The sequence below is a fragment of the Vibrio crassostreae genome (assembly GCF_024347415.1).
GTDB lineage: Bacteria > Pseudomonadota > Gammaproteobacteria > Enterobacterales > Vibrionaceae > Vibrio > Vibrio crassostreae.
The window spans coordinates 2,340,320-2,358,192 of sequence record NZ_AP025476.1 but is presented as its reverse complement, the minus strand read 5'-3'; the positions used below and the strand labels follow the sequence as shown (position 1 = coordinate 2,358,192).

Here is a 17,873-nt window from a genome sequence, read left to right as displayed (position 1 = left end):
GCACCTTACTCGTTTTAATGCCAGCATCCTTTATTATCAGAGCCTAGGTATCTTGGTTTTCTTCCAGTGATATTATTTATAATTGGATTCTGGATATGCACTTTCAACGTAAGTGTCTGTTATTGTTTTCAAAAAATCAAAGTAATGTTAAATGAAATTGATAATAGATGTGGGTAAGTGGAAACGGGTAACAAAAAGGGACACACTTTTCAGTATGTCCCTTTTCTTTGTTTGGAAAGGGTTCGAGTTTTATTTTAGATAGCCAATGGCATTTCGTTTGAGTGGTCAGGTTTACGATTGACCCAACGTAAACCAAGCATCACGATAAATGACATTGCAATCATCAAACAGCCGAGTGGAAGCTGGTCTTGAGCCGGGAAGAACGATGCCAACAGTGTTGCGATACCAGCACCTAGGTTCTGCATACCACCTAAGATCGCACCTCCTGTACCTGCATGGTATGGGAATGGCGATAGTGCCCCTGTTGTTGCTGCTGGGAATAAGATACCAGCACCCAAGAAGTAAATGGTTGCACCGCCAATCAAAGTTAGTGCTGTTGTTTGACCAAACAGACCCGGTATAAGCACCACGGCTGAACCGACTAAGATCGACACTAGGCCAACATTCAGTGCGCGACGCTCAGAGCGACGTTGTGCGATGTAACTCGATAGACCAGCACCCACTAAGTAACCCGGAATAGGCAAAACAAACAACAAGCTGACTGTGGTTGCAGGTAAACCCAGTACGCCACCAAGTAATACACCAGCCGCGGCTTCAAATACTGCGACCCCCGCGAATGTTGCTACTAGAACTAGTAGGAAACCTTGGAAGCGTTTGTCAGACAGAACGAATTTGTAGCTGTTTACAACAGACTCATTTTTGCGTCGTTCTTTTGGCAGAGTTTCCATCATGCTCGTCATCATGGTGATCACAACCGCGATACCAAACAGCGCGAGGAACAAGTAGCTAGAACGCCAACCGAAAGCTTCTGTTAAGTAACCGCCCAAAACAGGAGCCATCAATGGTGAGAAAATCACACACATGCTGATTAAGCTATTTGCACGATGCAGTTCTGCGCCTTCAAAACAGTCACGAGTCAATGTTCGAGACATCGCACCGCCACAACCAATGCCTAAGCCTTGGATAAAGCTACCCGCTAGGAACCATTGATACTCATGAGCGAATAAGGCTACCAAAGTACCTATGATGTAGATGATCAAACCTACTACGATGATAGGTTTACGACCTAGGCGATCAGAAAGCGGGCCGTAGACAAATTGCGACAGACCATAAGGGATCAAGTAGCACGCCATCACAGCTTGAAGTGAAGACGCAGAAACCAAAAACTCACCCGCCATATGACCGATAGAAGGCACGTACATCGTTTGAGTCATTTGACCTACGGCTGTCAGAATAGCGATTAAAAAGGTAAGTTTCGCTAATGGAAACGAGGCAGACATTTGCGTATCTCTCCAAAAATTAAAGACGTAAAAAGCCTTAGCACTCCATTAAAGAGAGCCAAAAGAATAAAGTATTCAGGGAATCTAGGCGCGAGATATTAGAGCTTGATTGCCGACTTAGCAATCAAAAAACGTGAAGTTGATCAAGATAAAAATCTATAACTTGGATTAGAAAAAGTAATCCGATATTGCGGCGTTTTAAAGATGTAGGGAGAGTCAGCTTCCTTGAAATATCGATGCTAGGTTATACCCAAAATGTTAGAGCAATAGGCCTATTGGCAATGATTGTATGAGTAGATTATTTTGAAATCGCAGAAGCAATAGGTAAAAGGCATGGCTTGTTAACATTTATGTAAACTTTCGTTTTATATGTAAGCGATTTGTGCTGTAATTATTCGCTAAGCTATTCGTCTAACTCATTTACATTGTGTACAGCAATTTGTTGTCGGTGTGATAGTTATGGTTATGGAAGTCTTTTGGCTTAAATAAGGATATTAAATGCGCTCTCTATCGGTACAGTGGAAAATAACTCTCTTAGCAGGTTGTTGCCTAATCATTACTTCACTGTCTCTTATTGGTTTCTCGATCTACAACGCAACGAGTAATCAACAAGTCATCAAATCTCAAAGCTCAGAATCAGTTATCAATAAAACTCAGCAGTTATTGGCGTCTGTTTCTCAGCTCAATGCTCAAGAAACTCAACGTTACGTCGACGAAGCTATTTATCGTGCTGAGATGCTAGCGGCGAATGCTCAGTTTCTAAAGAACAATGCCGATGAAAACTTTACCCCAAGTGAAGAACTTCGTACTGCGTTGGATGAAATGGTGCGTCGCTCGGTTTTAAACTTTGATTCGATCCAAGGGGCGTATTTAGTTTTTAAACCAGACTTACTCGATAGTGAAGACGCGAACTATGTGGATGCCGATTATGTCGGCTCTAACGAAAAAGGCCGTTTTGCACCTTATTGGAAGGTAGCAGACAACGGTGAGAATGTTCTGCCGAACGTGCTTTCAGAATCTATATTGAGTGATGATAGCAACAGTGAGCGTTTCTACTGTCCTTTGTCATCAGGGCAAACATGTATCAGTACGCCAAGAGTCGTAAACAGCGGGGGGAAAACCTTACTGACCTCTTCAATCTCTGTGCCTATCTTAGTCGATGATATGGCGATCGGTTTCTTAGGAATCGACCTAAGATTAGATGGCTTAACCAATGTTGTGACTCAATCTGACCAAAGCTTGTTTGATGGCTCAGGTGCGGTTTACGTGGTGAGCCTAGACGGTTCTGTTATTGCTTCTGATGATTCAAGCATTGCAGTTGGTTCGAGCTTCCAAAGTGACAACACAAACAGCGACTTGATGACCGATTTTATCTTTGGTGGCGAAGTGACAACGCAATGGAGTGAGAACGGTGAGTGGTTACTCGCATTTGCTCCAGTTGTTGCGGCTAACCAAACTTGGGGCGTGTTGTTCGAGATCCCAAGAGAGAGTGTTGTCGCTGATGCAAATAAATTGGATTCCATCATTAGCACTAAGTTAAGTGAAGGCATTAAGACGGAAGTAATTGCCGGTACCGTGTTCATTTTGTTCGGTCTAGCCATTATCGCATTTGCTTCACTTTCAATTGTTAAGCCTATTCGACAAGTGGTCGAGCGACTTAATGATATCGCTTCTGGTGAAGGTGATTTGACTCAGCGTTTGGAAGTGAAATCTCAAGACGAAATTGGTCAGTTATCTAAAGGGTTTAACTTATTCTTAGATACGCTACAACACACGATCAAAGAAGTTATTCATACCACTGAACAAGTGGCGAGTACGACAAGTCAGGCTAAAGCATCGGCATCAAGCACTCGAGAGAGTAGTGAATCTCAGTTTAAAGAAGTGGACTTAGTGGCGACTGCGGCTGAGGAAATGACTCAGACTGCCGGTTTAGTGGTACAAAATGCAGAAGTGGCCGTTGATGCGGCTTGCGAAGCGAACCGTTCTGCTCAGCAAGGACAACAAGTTATCGAGCTTTCAGCCGGCGAAATGAGAAAGCTGGTGGAGCGTATGTCGAGTGCTGTGCCTATTGTTGAAGAGCTGGCGAAGAATAATGGAAACATCACAGAGATCTTAAGTGTCATTGAAGGGATCTCTGAGCAAACTAACTTACTGGCATTGAATGCGGCTATTGAAGCGGCGCGGGCGGGTGAGCAAGGTCGAGGTTTTGCTGTTGTTGCTGATGAAGTAAGAAACCTAGCAAGCCGTACACAGTCATCTGTTGGTGAGATCAGAGCGGTGATCGACAAGGTTCATGCTGGAACTCAAGATGTCGTTGAAGCGATACAAGAAGGCAATATACTTGCAAACGACACAGCACTCCACGTTCAGAAAGCAGTTGAAGATCTGGGTTCGATCTTTACTTCTATTGAGGCGATCAGTGATATGAACAGTCAGATCGTTCGAGCAGCCGAAGAGCAACAATCGGTTTCCGGTGAAGTAAATCAAAGCGTGGTTAATATTCGCGATTTGAGTGCGAAGATCTTGGAGCAAGCCGCAGCTTCTGAGCAAGTCGGTAATGAGATTGACGAACTGTCTCAACAACAACAGAAGTTGGTCAATCAGTTCAAGGTATAGTTTTTCAAGGTATAAGCATTAAGCCTTAACTAATTCTTGAATAGAAAAAGGGACAAATGAAGATTTCATTTGTCCCTTTTTTATTTGTTGCTTTAGAAGATGGTCAATAACCAGCGGTTGACGCTGCTTACTCTTCGATAAACCAGTAGCCTTTGTTCACCAGTTCAGTCACGACCGTTACGCCCGAAGGAGATAGAGCAGCAGCTGAAGTAATCAAGGTTTCATCGCAAAGTGTGTTGAGTAATGAAGAGTCCGCTTCATCAACCTTAACCACTTCGCCATTGATGTAAGCCGTGTTGTTTTCATTTTCGTGGTAGAGCGCCTTTAAGCCAGATACACGGTGGATTTCACCTGCAGACTCTAAATGTTGAGCAATCTCTTCTTGAGTCCATAATGGCTCAGGAGCGACGATATCAAGTTGGTGGCGTGATTGGCTTAGCAGACAACCCATGAATTCACTGATGGTTTCAGGTTGCTCTAGTGCAGATTTCAACATGTCAGTGAGATTGCTTAAATCCGATGAACGAATTTTTCCGTAGCCTTCTTGCGTTTTGAATTCTGGATCGTGCAGGTGTACGTCACCCATATCATGAGCAAGCACAAAATCGGCAAAGTTGCTGATTAGCTCTTGTTCTTTAGGGGAACGGTAGCCAATAGAGTAGCTCATCGACGGCTCTAATGTGTTCCCTTCATGTGGGAAACCTGGCGGGATATAAAGGATATCGCCCGGCTCTAAGGTTTCATCAATGATTGGCTCAAAGCCTTCTATTTGGCGTAGAGCAGACGCTTGAACAGTCTCTTTGTACTGACCAACATCTTTCGCGCCCACTTTCCATTGACGTTTACCTTGGCCTTGAATGATGAATACATCGTATTGATCAATATGAGGGCCAACACCGCCTTCAGGTGCTGAGTAGCAAATCATGAGATCGTCGAACAACCAGTTTGGTAATTGTTGGAACGCTTCAGTCAGCTGATTTGCACCTTGATGCCAATGGTTGGCTGCTTGAACGATCAATTGCCAATGTGTTTCAGTGAGTTCACCAAACTTCTCTTCAGTGAATGGACCGTGTTCGGCTGTCCATTTGTTGTCGAGGTTAGAAACAAAGCGAGAATCCACTTCTTCTTCCATCGATAAACCAGCAAGTTCTTCCGGCGAAATTGGGTCGACGAAGTTCTGGAAGCCACCTTTTAAGATGGTTGGTTTCTTATGCCAGTAATTTTCAAGAAACTCGGGCATAGAAAAGCTAAGTTGGTACATGTGAATCCTGTATATTTTTTGCTAGATGCTAGATGCTAGATGCTAGATGCTAGTTTGGCTTGTAAATCTTGCTGGACAATCTTAATTGCTTCTAACGCCACCTTTGGGTCGATCTCGTTGCTTTCGAGTAAGTAGATCAAGTCGACAGCTAACTTAACTTCTTCAGGTGCGTTATCCAGTGGTGATGATGTGTTATCAGTGCTCATTTCGCTTAGGGTTCTCTAAGTTAATCAATCTCTCAATGTTCTTCATTGAGTCCTCACAGCGTTCCAATCGTTCTTTTGCGAGTTGCCAAGCCTCTTCCGCTTTTTTCTTATGGTGGCGTGGCGCTGAATCAAACGCTAACTTTCGTGTTTGAACTAAATCGACGAGCCGCTTTTGCCAATCTTGGTGTTGTGCGAGTTCGTTGTATAAGTCGTTTAAGCTTTTTCCTGATTTACTTTTCCTGTCTAGGCGCAAATCGTGATTGGCTAACTCTCGTTGAATCGCTGCAATCTGGTTGGTCAGCCTTTCAGTCAGGTAATTCGCTCGTGATGAAGTGAGTTGATTGGTGCTCTGTTCACGAATAATGGTGTTATAAGTTGCCTGAGTTTCAAGGGCATAAGGAAGAAGAGTCGATGCTCCACACTTAAACAAGGCTCTATCAAACAGTGCTTGATGATAAGCGCCACGAGACTTATCGACCTGAGAGCAATGGCCAATCAAGGTATCAATAACGCTTTTTAGCTTTGAAAACTGATTCATTTTGCTTCTCGTTTGTTGGTGGCTATAAGTTTACAAACCACGCTTCGTAAGCCAGTTTAATTGCAAGTACGCTTACAACTGTAACAAAAACCGGTCGTATAAACGTCGCACCAAAACGAATTGCAGAGTGTGCCCCTACAAACGCTCCGGCCATTAAGCAAACACCCATGGTTAAACCAAGAACCCAATCAATATGACCAAGAATTGCAAAGGTCACTAAAGAAGTGAAGTTACTGGTAAAGTTCATTGCTTTGGATAGGCCTGAAGCAAGCAAGATATTTAGGCGGTAAAGCGCCATAGAACTTACCGTCCAAAACGCGCCAGTTCCCGGGCCTGCGACGCCATCGTAAAAGCCCAGAATGAATCCTTGGTACTTTTGCTTTTTCTTCAGCACAGGACAAGGTTTCGGTGACACGTTGTGATTGGCATTCGGCGTCTTGTGAAAAATGGTATAGACCGCTGCAGCAAGAATAACTAATGGTAGTACTTTCTCTAACCACTCAGTGCTGATTGCATCAACTGTTAAAGTACCAATTGTTGCACCTATCAAGGTGGCGATGAATGCATTGATCCAACATTCTGGCTTAAATAGCTTTTTGCGATAGTAAGTAAAAGCCGCTGTCGATGAGGCAAATGTTGCAGCGAGCTTGTTCGTCCCTAGCGCGATATGTGGCGGCAGGCCAAGCGACAGTAAAGCTGGAACGGTTAACATCCCACCACCACCGGCGACGGCATCAATAAAGCCCGCTGCAAATGCAACCAGAGCGAGGATAACCAACATGGTTGGCTCAATCATTTCCATAAATAGCTAGTGTTCTCGTTATCGGCTGTTAGGGCAGCCACACGAATAATCGATGGATTAATCATGTTGGGTTGTGAATGCAGGGCCTAGCGATAACTGGCCCATAACTACCTTTCGGGTAGGAAAATTAGTATTTTATTGTTCTTTTAAAAGGCGGTAGTGAGTCGAGTAGGGATTTCCCGTATCGCTTCGTGACTATGCGTCTATCAAGGATCGTGACTTTACCAGAATCTCGTTCCTTACGCAGTAGTCTACCGACAGATTGAATAAGCTTTTTACTCGCTTCTGGAACAGTAATCTGCATAAAAGGATTACCGCCACGTGATTCAATATATTCTGAATGTGCTTGTTCTACAGGTGACGTAGGAACGCCAAAAGGAATCTTAGTAATAACTAGGTTTTCAAGAAGCTCTCCAGGTAGATCAAGACCCTCTGAAAAGCTGCCAGTTCCAAAAAGAACGCTTGTTTTACCTTGGTCTATGAGTTTTTTATGTTTTTTTAGGATTTCGGTGCGTGAAGTATCACCTTGAACCTGTAAAGCCCATGACTTTTTAACGAAATCTGTTGCCAAAGCTTCTGCAACTTTATTCATTTGCCAGTAAGAAGAGAATAGAACGAGATTGGCTTTGTTGTCTTCTATTACCTTAGGCAAAATTTCAATAAGATATTCGGTAAACTGAGGCGCTTGCGGTTCGTATTTCATAGCTGGCACGATCAGCTCTGCTTGATTCTGATAATCAAACGGTGATGCCAAAGCCAGAAACTGCACGCCATCGTCTTCTTTTTGACTGATTCCTGCTTGGTGACAGAAAAAGCTGAAGGAGTTGAGTGCTCTCATGGTCGCGGAAACAAGCACCGCACCGACACAACGGCTCCAAATCTGTTGGTCAAGCTGCCAGCCAACTTCGAGTGGTGAAACATTGACAACAAAATCGCCTTCGCTCTCTTTATTGAGTTCAAGCCAGCGCGCCAAAGGGGCTCCTTTTTCTCGTTTAGGCTCGGCCATTAAGCGCCAAACCTGCGCAAGGTTTTCTGTTCTTTGTATATAGAAGCCGATTTCAGCAAGCGCGGGCTCGGCTAATTTTGCTGAAAGTTCTCCATCTTTAACACGTTCAGCAACAAGGTCTGCAATCTTCGCAACCGCTTGGCTCGCCTTTTGTGTGAGTTGCTTGAGATCTTTAGATTCATTCTCTAGCCACTCAGGTAAGTCACCATGTTCAAAACGGTACAATCCATCTTCAAAATGGGTGGCGTCAAACTGCTTGCTTAGCTGAGTCAGAGTAGGAATCAGCTGTTGTACAGAATCCTGCAATTCATTTCTAAATCGACCCACTCGCTTTTCATCCGCCAAGCCCGAAAGCTTGGTGATGGATTGATTCAAGCGCTCTAACCAAGATGCGGCACCTTTTAAGCTTGCCGCTGCAGAAGAGTGATCTCTGGCTACGTGTGGTAAGTGGTGAGCCTCATCGAATATATAGATGCTGTTTTCTGGCTCAGGCAGTATTACGCCGCCACCTAAGTCAGCATCAGCCATCACTAAACTGTGATTGGCGATAATCACGTCTGCTTTATCTAGCTCTGAGCGAGCTTTTTGGAAAGGGCAGTCTCTATGAGTAGGCATACTGTTATTACAGCTGTGCTTATCACTGACAATCATTTGCCAAATCATGTTGTCGATTGGCTTTGGCCATGAATCACGGTCACCATCCCATTTACCTTGGGTTAGGCTACGGTACATGGTTTGTAATTGTTCGATGTCCTTTTGCTTTGGCTTGGATTCGAACATAGCCATCTGACCACCATCAACCCCACAAGCAGCGGCTAGTTTCTCGGCACAGCAATAACGCTGTCTGCCTTTGGCGAGTATAAAAGAGAACTCTCTATCAGTCAGTCTTCTATATAGAGGGAGATCTTTATTTACGAGCTGTTCTTGAAGTGCAACCGTCGCCGTTGAAATGACGATTTTTCGATTGTTGAGTACTGCAACAGGAATCGTTGCCATTAAGTAAGCCAGTGATTTGCCGATCCCTGTCCCGGCTTCTGCAACGATCATGCGATTACTTTTGTGGTATTGACCACAAAGTGTCTTCGCTATTTCTGCAACAAGGTAATTTTGAGCACGTCTAGGTACAAAGTTGTCCAACTGATCTTGGAGGTTTTGATAACTGGTGCGAATAGAATTTTGAATTTTAGTAGTTAGCATACTGTGACCTACGTAGCGGAGCGAGGATAGTAGCACATATCACTAGTCGGTACATTTACGGCGAAATAGCTTGCTTTTGAATCAAAGGTAGATCTTGTTCACAAAAAAAAACTGAACCATCAGGAACTTAACTATTTTATTTATGTTGCGAAATATAAATATTAAAAAAGACTGGCTTGTAGGTGTTAAATTCTGAAATTTGGCTTCATTGTGAACTGTTTGTGGTTTTAAGTTCTGTTTGTTACATTTTTTGGATTATTATATTTGCTGATAAAACTAAGGATAAGCTGCTCGTAAAATGATGAAAAAAAATGTAAGTGATTGATTTTAATTGTTTTGTGTTTTTTTTAGGTTTGTTTTTAGTTTATTTGACACGCAGGATAATCTTTTGCAATCTAGACCTCGAAATTTAGTGACGGTGATTAACCAACAAAGAGTGGTAATGACCAGTCGCAAAAAATAAAAAAAGGGAACCGGGCAAGGATCTCCCATTCTTAGAAAAGGCAGTGGATTTATTATGAAAAAGACTCTATTAGCGCTAACAATCGCAGCAGCTTCAACTTCAGCTTTCGCGAACGTAGGCCTAGGCAACGCAAAACCAACATTTGAATTTGACCCAATGCACAAAGAACAGTTCTCTGTTTCTGGTTCACTTGGTCTTGGTGGTTACTACGATACTAAAACTAACGCTATGTATGATGACTGGGCAACAGCTCTTACTCTAGCAGTTAGCTACAAAAACAACCGCCTAGTTGGTTACTTCGAAACTGATTTCGAACTTAACTGGACAACTGACGAAAACGACAACGGCTTCGGCGTTAAAAACGAATTCGGTACTGACGTTGATAAAGCATGGCTAGGTTTTGACACTGGTGTTGGTGTTGCATCTTTCGGTTGGGAAAACGACACTGCTCTTGATAAAGTTGATGGCGCTGGCGACATGACTTACGAGTTCGGTTCTTCTGCTGGTGATGCTTCTGATGCATTCAACGTAGTTAAGTTCCAAGGCGCTACTTCAGGTTTCGCTTACGGTATCTCTTACTTCGAAACTGATGACGACCACTCTGCTGCTGATAAAGGCGTGAACGGTTACGTTGGTTTTGAAAGCGAAGTAGTAAATGTTTACGGTGGTTACGAAACTCGTGACGAAGCTGATTACCAAGTTTACTCTGTATCTGGTAACTCTAAAGTTGGTGAGCTAGACCTAGGTGTTAACTTCTGGATTAACGATGGTTCAGACGACAAAACAGCTACTAAGAACACTACTAACCTAGAAACAGTTGGCTACTACCTATCTGCCGGTTACCCAGTAACTGAGCAACTAACTCTTGCCGCTGGTTACAACGCTAACTCTACTACTGAAGATGGCAAAGCTGACAAAGACATCTCTCGCGTAAACGTTGCTGCAATGTACACACTTAACGACCGTGTAGATATGGGTATCGATATTCTTCAAGACCTTGATGCTGGTGACGGTAACGACGAAGAAACTTACGTATTCGCTGCTGCATTCTACAGCTTCTAATAGTTACTTAATTAGTAATTGTTAAATGTTGATAAAAGCCAGTCTGATGACTGGCTTTTTTGTGTCTGATATTTATCAACGCATATAAAAATGGCCGCTAACTTAGCGGCCATTTTACATTCTCTGTACTGTAATTTTAGATTTCTTTCCACTCACCAGGCTGAAGTTGCCCCACGTTCATGTTGCCCATTGAATAGCGAATAAGTCGCAGGGTAGGGAAGCCGATATTTGCTGTCATTCGTCTTACCTGACGGTTACGCCCTTCAATGATAGTAATCGCTAACCAGGTTGTCGGTATCGCGGCTCTGAAGCGTACTGGAGGATTTCTATCCCACACTTCAGGTTCTTGCATTACTTCTACTTTTGCAGGTAGTGTCATGCCGTCTTTTAGTTCGACACCTTTTCTCAATTTATCTAAATCTTCCTCAGAAGGTGCGCCTTCAACCTGTACCCAGTATGTCTTTGGGGATTTTGAGTTGGGTTGAGTTAGCTTAGCTTGAAAAATACCATCGTTGGTCAAGACCATTAACCCTTCGCTGTCGCGGTCAAGGCGACCTGCAGCATAAACGTCTTTCACTGGAATAAAGTCAGTTAGCGTTTTTCTCCCTTCGCCATCTGTAAATTGGCTGAGAGTATCGAAAGGCTTGTTGAACAGAATTACTTTGCGATCTTCGAGTGCCACCTTAGGTTTCGCATTGGTAGGTTTACCTTTATATCGGTGCTTACTGGAGTGCGTTTTTTTGTACGAACTGCCAGTGTTATTTTTATCACTGCTTCGGTTCTGTCTATTACCGCTTTGTTTTAATTTGGCGCCAGAACGAGCCGGTTTGTCTGAATGAGATGCGCTGCGTGAGCGAGTAGACATGTTAACTACCTTGCAAAAATGTAAACGAAGTGTGCTGAAAAGTTTTCACTGAAACGGAATTGAGCTATCATTTGCGCGCCTAAAAGACACAAAATAGAACAAGTTTATGGACTCTTGAGCCTGATTTGTTTAATTATACCTACGTGTTTTATTATAACAACGCACTCACGGATTTGGTTCATGCGGTCATTAGATTGCATGAAAAATAAGATAGAGTACGACTATCGAGTAAGCAGTTTTCACTTTTAGAGTGGCTTACTGGTCAATTTATAACACTCTCACTATTCAAGTGAGCTTGTAAGAACTATAGGGAAATTTCATGCCTACTGAAAAACCAACGATCATCTATACCATTACAGACGAAGCTCCGGCGCTAGCAACTTACTCTCTGCTGCCAATCATTCAATCTTTTACAGCTTCTTCTGGTATTAACGTTGATACTCGCGACATTTCACTTGCAGGGCGCATTATTGCCAACTTCCCTGACTACTTGAACGAAGAGCAACGTATTGGTGATGCATTAGCAGAACTAGGTGAATTGGCTAAGACACCTGAAGCGAATATTATCAAGCTTCCAAACATCTCTGCATCTGTACCTCAGCTGCAAGCAACAATCAAAGAACTACAGTCAAAAGGCTACGCACTTCCAAACTACCCAGAAGAAGCAAACACTGACGAAGAGAAAGCAGTAAAAGCGACTTACGATAAGATCAAGGGTAGTGCGGTAAACCCAGTATTGCGCGAAGGTAACTCAGACCGTCGTGCACCACTTTCAGTAAAAAACTACGCGAAGAAGAACCCACACTCAATGGGTGCATGGTCTGCAGATTCTAAGTCGCACGTTTCAAGTATGGACGACAAAGACTTCTTCGGTAGTGAAAAGTCAGTAACCATTGAAGGTGCTACAGACGTTAGCATCGAATTCGTTGGCAAAGATGGCACAAAGAAAACACTGAAGCCAGCTTTTGCACTGCAAGATAAAGAGATCATTGATGCGTCAGTGATGAACAAGGCTGCTTTAGTTGCATTCTTTGAAAAAGAAATCGCATCGGCTAAAGAGCAAGGCGTACTGCTTTCTCTTCACATGAAAGCAACCATGATGAAAGTATCTGACCCAGTGATCTTTGGTCACGCGGTTAAGGTTTACTACAAAGACGTATTCGCTAAGCACGGTCAGTTATTTGAAGAGTTAGGTGTTGATGTTAACAACGGCATCGGTGATGTCTACGCGAAGATTGCAGCGCTTCCTCAAGAACAAAAAGAAGCAATCGAAGCTGATCTACAAGCGGTATACGAGACGCAGCCACCATTAGCGATGGTTGATTCGGACCGTGGCATTACTAACCTACACGTACCAAGCGACATCATTGTTGACGCATCTATGCCTGCAATGTTGCGTTCTTCTGGCCAAATGTGGGATCCAGAAGGTAAGCAAAAAGATACCAAAGCAATGATCCCAGATCGTAGCTACGCGAGCATTTACCAAGCGGTTATTGATTTCTGTAAAGAGAACGGTGCGTTCGATCCAACAACGATGGGTAGCGTACCAAACGTTGGCTTGATGGCTCAAAAAGCCGAAGAGTACGGTTCTCACGATAAGACTTTCATCCTTGAAGCTGCTGGTCAGGTTCAAGTTGTTGACGCTGCAGGCGCTGTGCTTCTAGAGCAAGACGTAGAGGAAGGCGATATCTTCCGTATGTGTCAGGTTAAAGATGCACCAATCCAAGACTGGGTTAAGCTTGCGGTAACGCGTGCTCGTGCATCGGGTGTTCCAGCGGTATTTTGGTTAGATGCGTCTCGTGCACATGATGCTCAGCTTATTAAGAAAGTTGAAGCGTACCTTCCTGAATACGATACCGATGGTCTTGAAATTAAGATCCTTGCTCCACTTGAAGCGACTCAATACTCACTGGTTCGTATCAAAGAAGGCCTAGATACAATTTCGGTTACTGGTAACGTATTACGTGATTACCTAACAGACTTGTTCCCGATTCTAGAGCTTGGTACATCAGCTAAGATGCTATCGATTGTTCCACTAATGAACGGTGGTGGTCTGTTTGAAACAGGTGCTGGCGGCTCAGCTCCTAAGCACGTGCAACAAGTAGAGAAAGAAAACCACCTGCGTTGGGATTCCCTAGGTGAATTCTTGGCATTGGCTGCATCTCTAGAGCACCTGAGCGTAGTAACAGGTAACGCTAAAGCACAAGTTCTTGCTGATGCGCTTGATAAAGCAACGGGTGAGTTCCTTGATAACAACAAGTCTCCTTCACGCCGAGTAGGTGAGCTTGATAACCGTGGTAGCCATTACTACCTAGCAGCTTACTGGGCTAAGGCGCTTGCTGAGCAAACGGCTGATGCTGATCTTGCTGCTGAGTTCGCAGGTGTGGCAAGTCAACTAGCTGAAAGTGAAGAAGCTATTGTTGCAGAGCTGAACAACGCTCAAGGTGTGGCTGGCGACTTAGGTGGTTACTACCTACTTGACGATGCATTGGTTTCAACACTAATGCGCCCAAGCTCAACGCTAAACGCGTTTATTGATGCATAGTGATTGGGCTCATCGTTAGTCAGTCATGAACGTGATTTGCGAACGAGTTGCTTAGTCTGACAGATAAGTCATAGATAAAGTCAAAACCAAAGACGCTTTAACGACAACGTTAAAGCGTCTTTTTTGTTCATCTATAATACTCCTAAGATCTAACTTAATAAGAGTACATCCTTAAACGAATTGTCTAGTGAGCAACTTTAGAGATCCCAAAACGAAAAAACCGCTCACGTAATCCTGTATTACAGGTATTAAATGAGCGGTTTCAATATTCTGTTTACCAGTCAGCCTTTAATGAAGATTGACGGAGGTTAACATGAGTTGGCATTCGCCTATTTTGCGGCGCTGCCTTCGACAGGAACAACGGAGCTAGCATGCGAGCCTTTAGGTCCACTTTCTACTTCATAGTCGACCTGCTGACCCGCCTTCAAGGTTCGATAACCTTCCATTTGTATTGTGGAGTAGTGCGCGAAAATATCGCCGTCTTCACCTTCTGGACAAATAAAGCCAAACCCTTTGGCATTGTTAAACCATTTTACTGTACCTGTAGCCATGCTATACATCCCTCATGCATTTTGTTACTAACGTTGTTATATCAATTGTTGTAAGTGCGATTGATATCATTCCTACCAGCTAAAGAATTTCAGCTAATAGCTTGAATCTCGTACATTGCTTACGGAAATTAACGCTACCCTGCGTAATTATTCCTTATTGTTAATTTTTGAAGCGTGTTACTGATCTTAAATCATGTTGCAAAAATGTATTAAAAAACCTTTTAGCTCCAATGTAGCTAATGATTGAGCACAGTCAATAGTAAATTGGTATAAAAGTGATCAATTTTAATAACAAATCACATTCGAGATTAACTGCAAACTATTAACTAAATAGTAACTTAGCAGTGATCTTATCGTTAGTATCAATAGTTATGGCGTCTTTTTAATCAATCACATATGTTAATCCTGTTAATCGAGATCTTTTATTTGCAGCGATGGAAATGGTGGATTAGGCTCAGTATAGAGGAATATTTTTTGGTACTGTTTCTCGGTGCAGTTTCTTAGTACACCGTAAAGCGTGAATGTGGTAAATTTGAGTTAGGTAAACACTCACGACTTCCGAAAAATAACCCTTAGCAAAGCGATATGAGCAGAAACTTTGAATGGGCATCTCCAGGCTCAGATTTACTGGAGAAAGAAGCAACAAAAGTAAAGCCACCGGCGATGTATAACGTTGTGTTAAATAACGATGATTACACGCCCATGGACTTTGTAATCGAGATCCTAGAGCGATTCTTCTCACTAGATATCGAAAAAGCAACGGAAGTGATGCTCAAGGTTCATTATGAAGGTAAAGCTATATGCGGCACATACAGTGCTGAAATAGCGGAAACAAAGGTAGCGCAGGTCACGATGTACTCAAAGGAAAATGAGCATCCGCTACTATGTACAATGGAGCAAGTATAAATTGCTCGAACAACACTGTTGTTCCCTTAGGAGGTACTTATGCTAAATAAAGAATTAGAGACGAGTTTAAATGGCGCATTTGCTCGTGCGCGAGACAAGCGACATGAATTCATGACTGTCGAACACCTCCTACTAGCATTATTAGAAAATGATGCGGCCAAGGAAGCGCTCCAAGCTTGTCAGGCTGATCTCGATGCTCTTCGCAATGAGCTCGATATTTTTATCGATCAAACGACCCCACTTATCCCTGAAAGCGACGAAACTCGCGAAACTCAGCCTACGTTGAGCTTTCAACGAGTACTTCAACGCGCTGTTTTTCATGTTCAATCTTCAGGTCGCAGCGAAGTAACAGGTGCTAATGTACTTGTGGCTATTTTTAGTGAGCAAGAATCTCACGCGGCATATCTTCTTAAGAAAAACGACATTAGTCGCTTAGATATTGTTAACTTCATCTCACACGGTATTACCAAAGCGAGCAACGAAGGCGACAGCCCTTCATCATCTGATTCATTTGGTGGTGCAGAAAATGCTGAAGAAGCTAATTCTGAAGACCGTTTAGAAAATTTCGCGACCAACCTTAACGAAGTAGCGAAGCAAGGTAATATTGACCCATTAATCGGTCGTGACAAAGAGCTAGAGCGTACTATCCAAGTTCTGTGTCGTCGTCGTAAGAACAACCCTCTGTTAGTGGGTGAAGCGGGTGTAGGTAAAACTGCCATCGCGGAAGGTCTTGCATGGCGCATTGTTGAAGGACAAGTGCCTGAAATCATTCAGAGCAGCGTAATTTATTCTCTAGATATCGGTTCATTGTTAGCAGGGACGAAATATCGTGGTGACTTTGAGAAACGTTTTAAAGCGATTCTTAAGCAACTCGAGAAAGAAGAAGACGCGATTCTGTTCATCGATGAGATCCACACCATTATTGGTGCTGGCGCTGCCTCTGGTGGTCAGGTTGATGCGGCAAACTTAATTAAACCGCTACTAAGCAGCGGCAAATTGCGCTGTATCGGTTCAACAACGTACCAAGAGTACAGCAGTATTTTTGAGAAGGAGCGTGCTTTAGCTCGTCGCTTCCAGAAAATCGATATTATTGAACCATCGCTAGATGATACGACTAAGATTCTGATTGGCTTGAAGCCAAAATACGAAGCTCACCACGAAGTGCGCTACACCAACAAAGCGTTGCGTGCTGCTGTGGAACTGTCAGCTAAATACATCAATGAACGTCACCTTCCTGATAAGGCCATTGACGTAATCGATGAAGCGGGCGCTCGTAGTCGTTTGGCTCCTGCAAGCCGTCGTAAGAAAACGGTAAGCGTGGCTGATATTGAGTCAATGGTTGCGAAAATGGCGCGAATTCCTGAAAAATCAGTATCATCTTCAGACAAAGATACGCTGCAGAAACTGGATGACCGCATGAAAATGTTGGTGTTCGGACAAGACCCAGCTATCGACGTATTGAGCGAAGCGATCAAGCTGACCCGTGCTGGATTGGGTGCTGACAATAAACCTGTTGGTTCATTCCTATTCGCAGGACCTACTGGTGTAGGTAAAACCGAGGTTACCGTTCAACTGTCTAAACTGATGGGTATTGAGCTTCTGCGCTTTGATATGTCTGAGTATGGTGAGCGTCATTCTGTGAGCCGCTTGATTGGTGCTCCTCCTGGTTATGTTGGTTACGATCAAGGTGGTCTGCTAACTGACGCCGTAATCAAGAACCCACACTCTGTTGTGTTACTGGATGAAATTGAAAAAGCTCACCCAGATATCTTTAACTTGCTACTGCAGGTAATGGATAACGGCACGTTAACTGATAACAATGGTCGCAAAGCGGACTTCCGCAATGTGATTCTAGTGATGACGACCAACGCGGGTGTGGCTGAAACCGAGAAGAAATCGATCGGCCTGATCCAACAAGATCATGCACCAGATGCGATGGGCGAAATCAAGAAGGTGTTTACTCCTGAGTTCCGTAACCGTCTTGATAACGTCATTTGGTTCAACAGCTTGGATCCAAGCGTGATTAGCCAAGTAGTCGACAAGTTCATTGTTGAGCTTCAGGTTCAACTTGACGCACGTGGCGTATCTCTAGAGGTTTCTGAAGATGCTCGTCACTGGCTGGCAGACAAAGGCTACGACAAGACCATGGGCGCTCGTCCTATGGGACGTGTGATTCAAGAGAAGCTCAAGAAGCCCCTTGCGAATGAATTGCTGTTTGGTAGCTTGGTTGATGGCGGTACGGTGAAAGTATCTCTGAAGAAAGACGAGCTTGACTTCATCTATGTTGGTGCAAAAGAAGAGGTTATGCACTAGCCGATTATTAGATCGTTCAAGAGTTTAACTATAAAACGCATGACTTAGGTTGTGCGTTTTTTTATGCTTGCGAGATGCGAGA

General features: G+C 43.5%; 13 protein-coding genes. 5 read left to right on the top strand and 8 right to left on the bottom strand.

Annotated features, from left to right (window positions below; translation table 11 throughout):
• Positions 1-254: 254 nt before the first annotated feature.
• A complete protein-coding gene (emrD, locus tag OC193_RS10470) occupies positions 255-1,460 on the bottom strand; it encodes a multidrug efflux MFS transporter EmrD (protein WP_048659687.1) in 1,206 nt (401 codons plus the stop codon).
• A gap of 498 nt (positions 1,461-1,958) precedes the next feature.
• On the opposite strand from emrD, the gene OC193_RS10465 reads away from it, so the two are divergent.
• Positions 1,959-4,076 (top strand): methyl-accepting chemotaxis protein, encoded by a 2,118-nt coding sequence (locus OC193_RS10465; RefSeq protein WP_048664670.1) that lies wholly within the window; start codon positions 1,959-1,961, stop codon positions 4,074-4,076.
• Between the two features lie 127 nt (positions 4,077-4,203).
• Here the strand turns inward: OC193_RS10465 and OC193_RS10460 are convergent, their stop codons facing one another.
• From OC193_RS10460 to dinG, 5 genes are all read right to left on the bottom strand, one after another.
• Positions 4,204-5,337 carry a ribosomal protein uL16 3-hydroxylase gene (locus tag OC193_RS10460; RefSeq protein ID WP_048664671.1) on the bottom strand — a complete coding sequence of 378 codons (1,134 nt, stop codon included), beginning with the start codon at positions 5,335-5,337 and terminating at the stop codon, positions 4,204-4,206.
• 35 nt (positions 5,338-5,372) lie between these two features.
• Complete coding sequence (gene rsmS / locus OC193_RS10455) at positions 5,373-5,543, bottom strand: pleiotropic regulatory protein RsmS (RefSeq protein ID WP_017111064.1); 171 nt, start codon at positions 5,541-5,543, stop codon at positions 5,373-5,375.
• The gene (locus OC193_RS10450) at positions 5,533-6,081 is read right to left on the bottom strand and encodes a primosomal replication protein (protein ID WP_048659684.1); all 549 of its coding nucleotides are present in this window, start codon (positions 6,079-6,081) and stop codon (positions 5,533-5,535) included. Before OC193_RS10450 ends, rsmS begins: the two co-directional genes overlap by 11 nt.
• Before the next feature lie 22 nt (positions 6,082-6,103).
• Positions 6,104-6,883, bottom strand: coding sequence for a sulfite exporter TauE/SafE family protein (locus tag OC193_RS10445; RefSeq protein WP_048659683.1), 780 nt, complete (start codon positions 6,881-6,883; stop codon positions 6,104-6,106).
• A 127-nt stretch (positions 6,884-7,010) separates the two neighbouring features.
• Complete coding sequence (dinG, locus tag OC193_RS10440; protein ID WP_048664672.1) at positions 7,011-9,086, bottom strand: ATP-dependent DNA helicase DinG; 2,076 nt, start codon at positions 9,084-9,086, stop codon at positions 7,011-7,013.
• 517 nt (positions 9,087-9,603) lie between these two features.
• Between dinG and OC193_RS10435 the strand changes: the two genes are divergently transcribed.
• Positions 9,604-10,611, top strand: a complete 1,008-nt coding sequence (locus tag OC193_RS10435) for a porin (protein ID WP_048659681.1) — start codon at positions 9,604-9,606, stop codon at positions 10,609-10,611.
• A 136-nt stretch (positions 10,612-10,747) separates the two neighbouring features.
• Here the strand turns inward: OC193_RS10435 and OC193_RS10430 are convergent, their stop codons facing one another.
• Positions 10,748-11,476, bottom strand: coding sequence for a pseudouridine synthase (locus tag OC193_RS10430; protein WP_048664673.1), 729 nt, complete (start codon positions 11,474-11,476; stop codon positions 10,748-10,750).
• A gap of 319 nt (positions 11,477-11,795) precedes the next feature.
• On the opposite strand from OC193_RS10430, the gene OC193_RS10425 reads away from it, so the two are divergent.
• On the top strand, positions 11,796-14,021 hold the full coding sequence (locus OC193_RS10425) for an NADP-dependent isocitrate dehydrogenase (RefSeq protein ID WP_048664674.1): 2,226 nt from the start codon (positions 11,796-11,798) through the stop codon (positions 14,019-14,021).
• A gap of 329 nt (positions 14,022-14,350) precedes the next feature.
• Here OC193_RS10425 and cspD read toward each other — a convergent pair whose 3' ends face one another.
• Positions 14,351-14,572, bottom strand: coding sequence for a cold shock domain-containing protein CspD (gene cspD, locus OC193_RS10420; protein WP_004736548.1), 222 nt, complete (start codon positions 14,570-14,572; stop codon positions 14,351-14,353).
• A 585-nt stretch (positions 14,573-15,157) separates the two neighbouring features.
• On the opposite strand from cspD, the gene clpS reads away from it, so the two are divergent.
• On the top strand, positions 15,158-15,478 hold the full coding sequence (clpS, locus tag OC193_RS10415) for an ATP-dependent Clp protease adapter ClpS (protein ID WP_004737430.1): 321 nt from the start codon (positions 15,158-15,160) through the stop codon (positions 15,476-15,478).
• Positions 15,479-15,517: 39 nt separating this feature from the next.
• Positions 15,518-17,791 carry an ATP-dependent Clp protease ATP-binding subunit ClpA gene (clpA, locus tag OC193_RS10410; protein ID WP_048659678.1) on the top strand — a complete coding sequence of 758 codons (2,274 nt, stop codon included), beginning with the start codon at positions 15,518-15,520 and terminating at the stop codon, positions 17,789-17,791.
• The last annotated feature ends 82 nt before the right edge of the window (positions 17,792-17,873 follow it).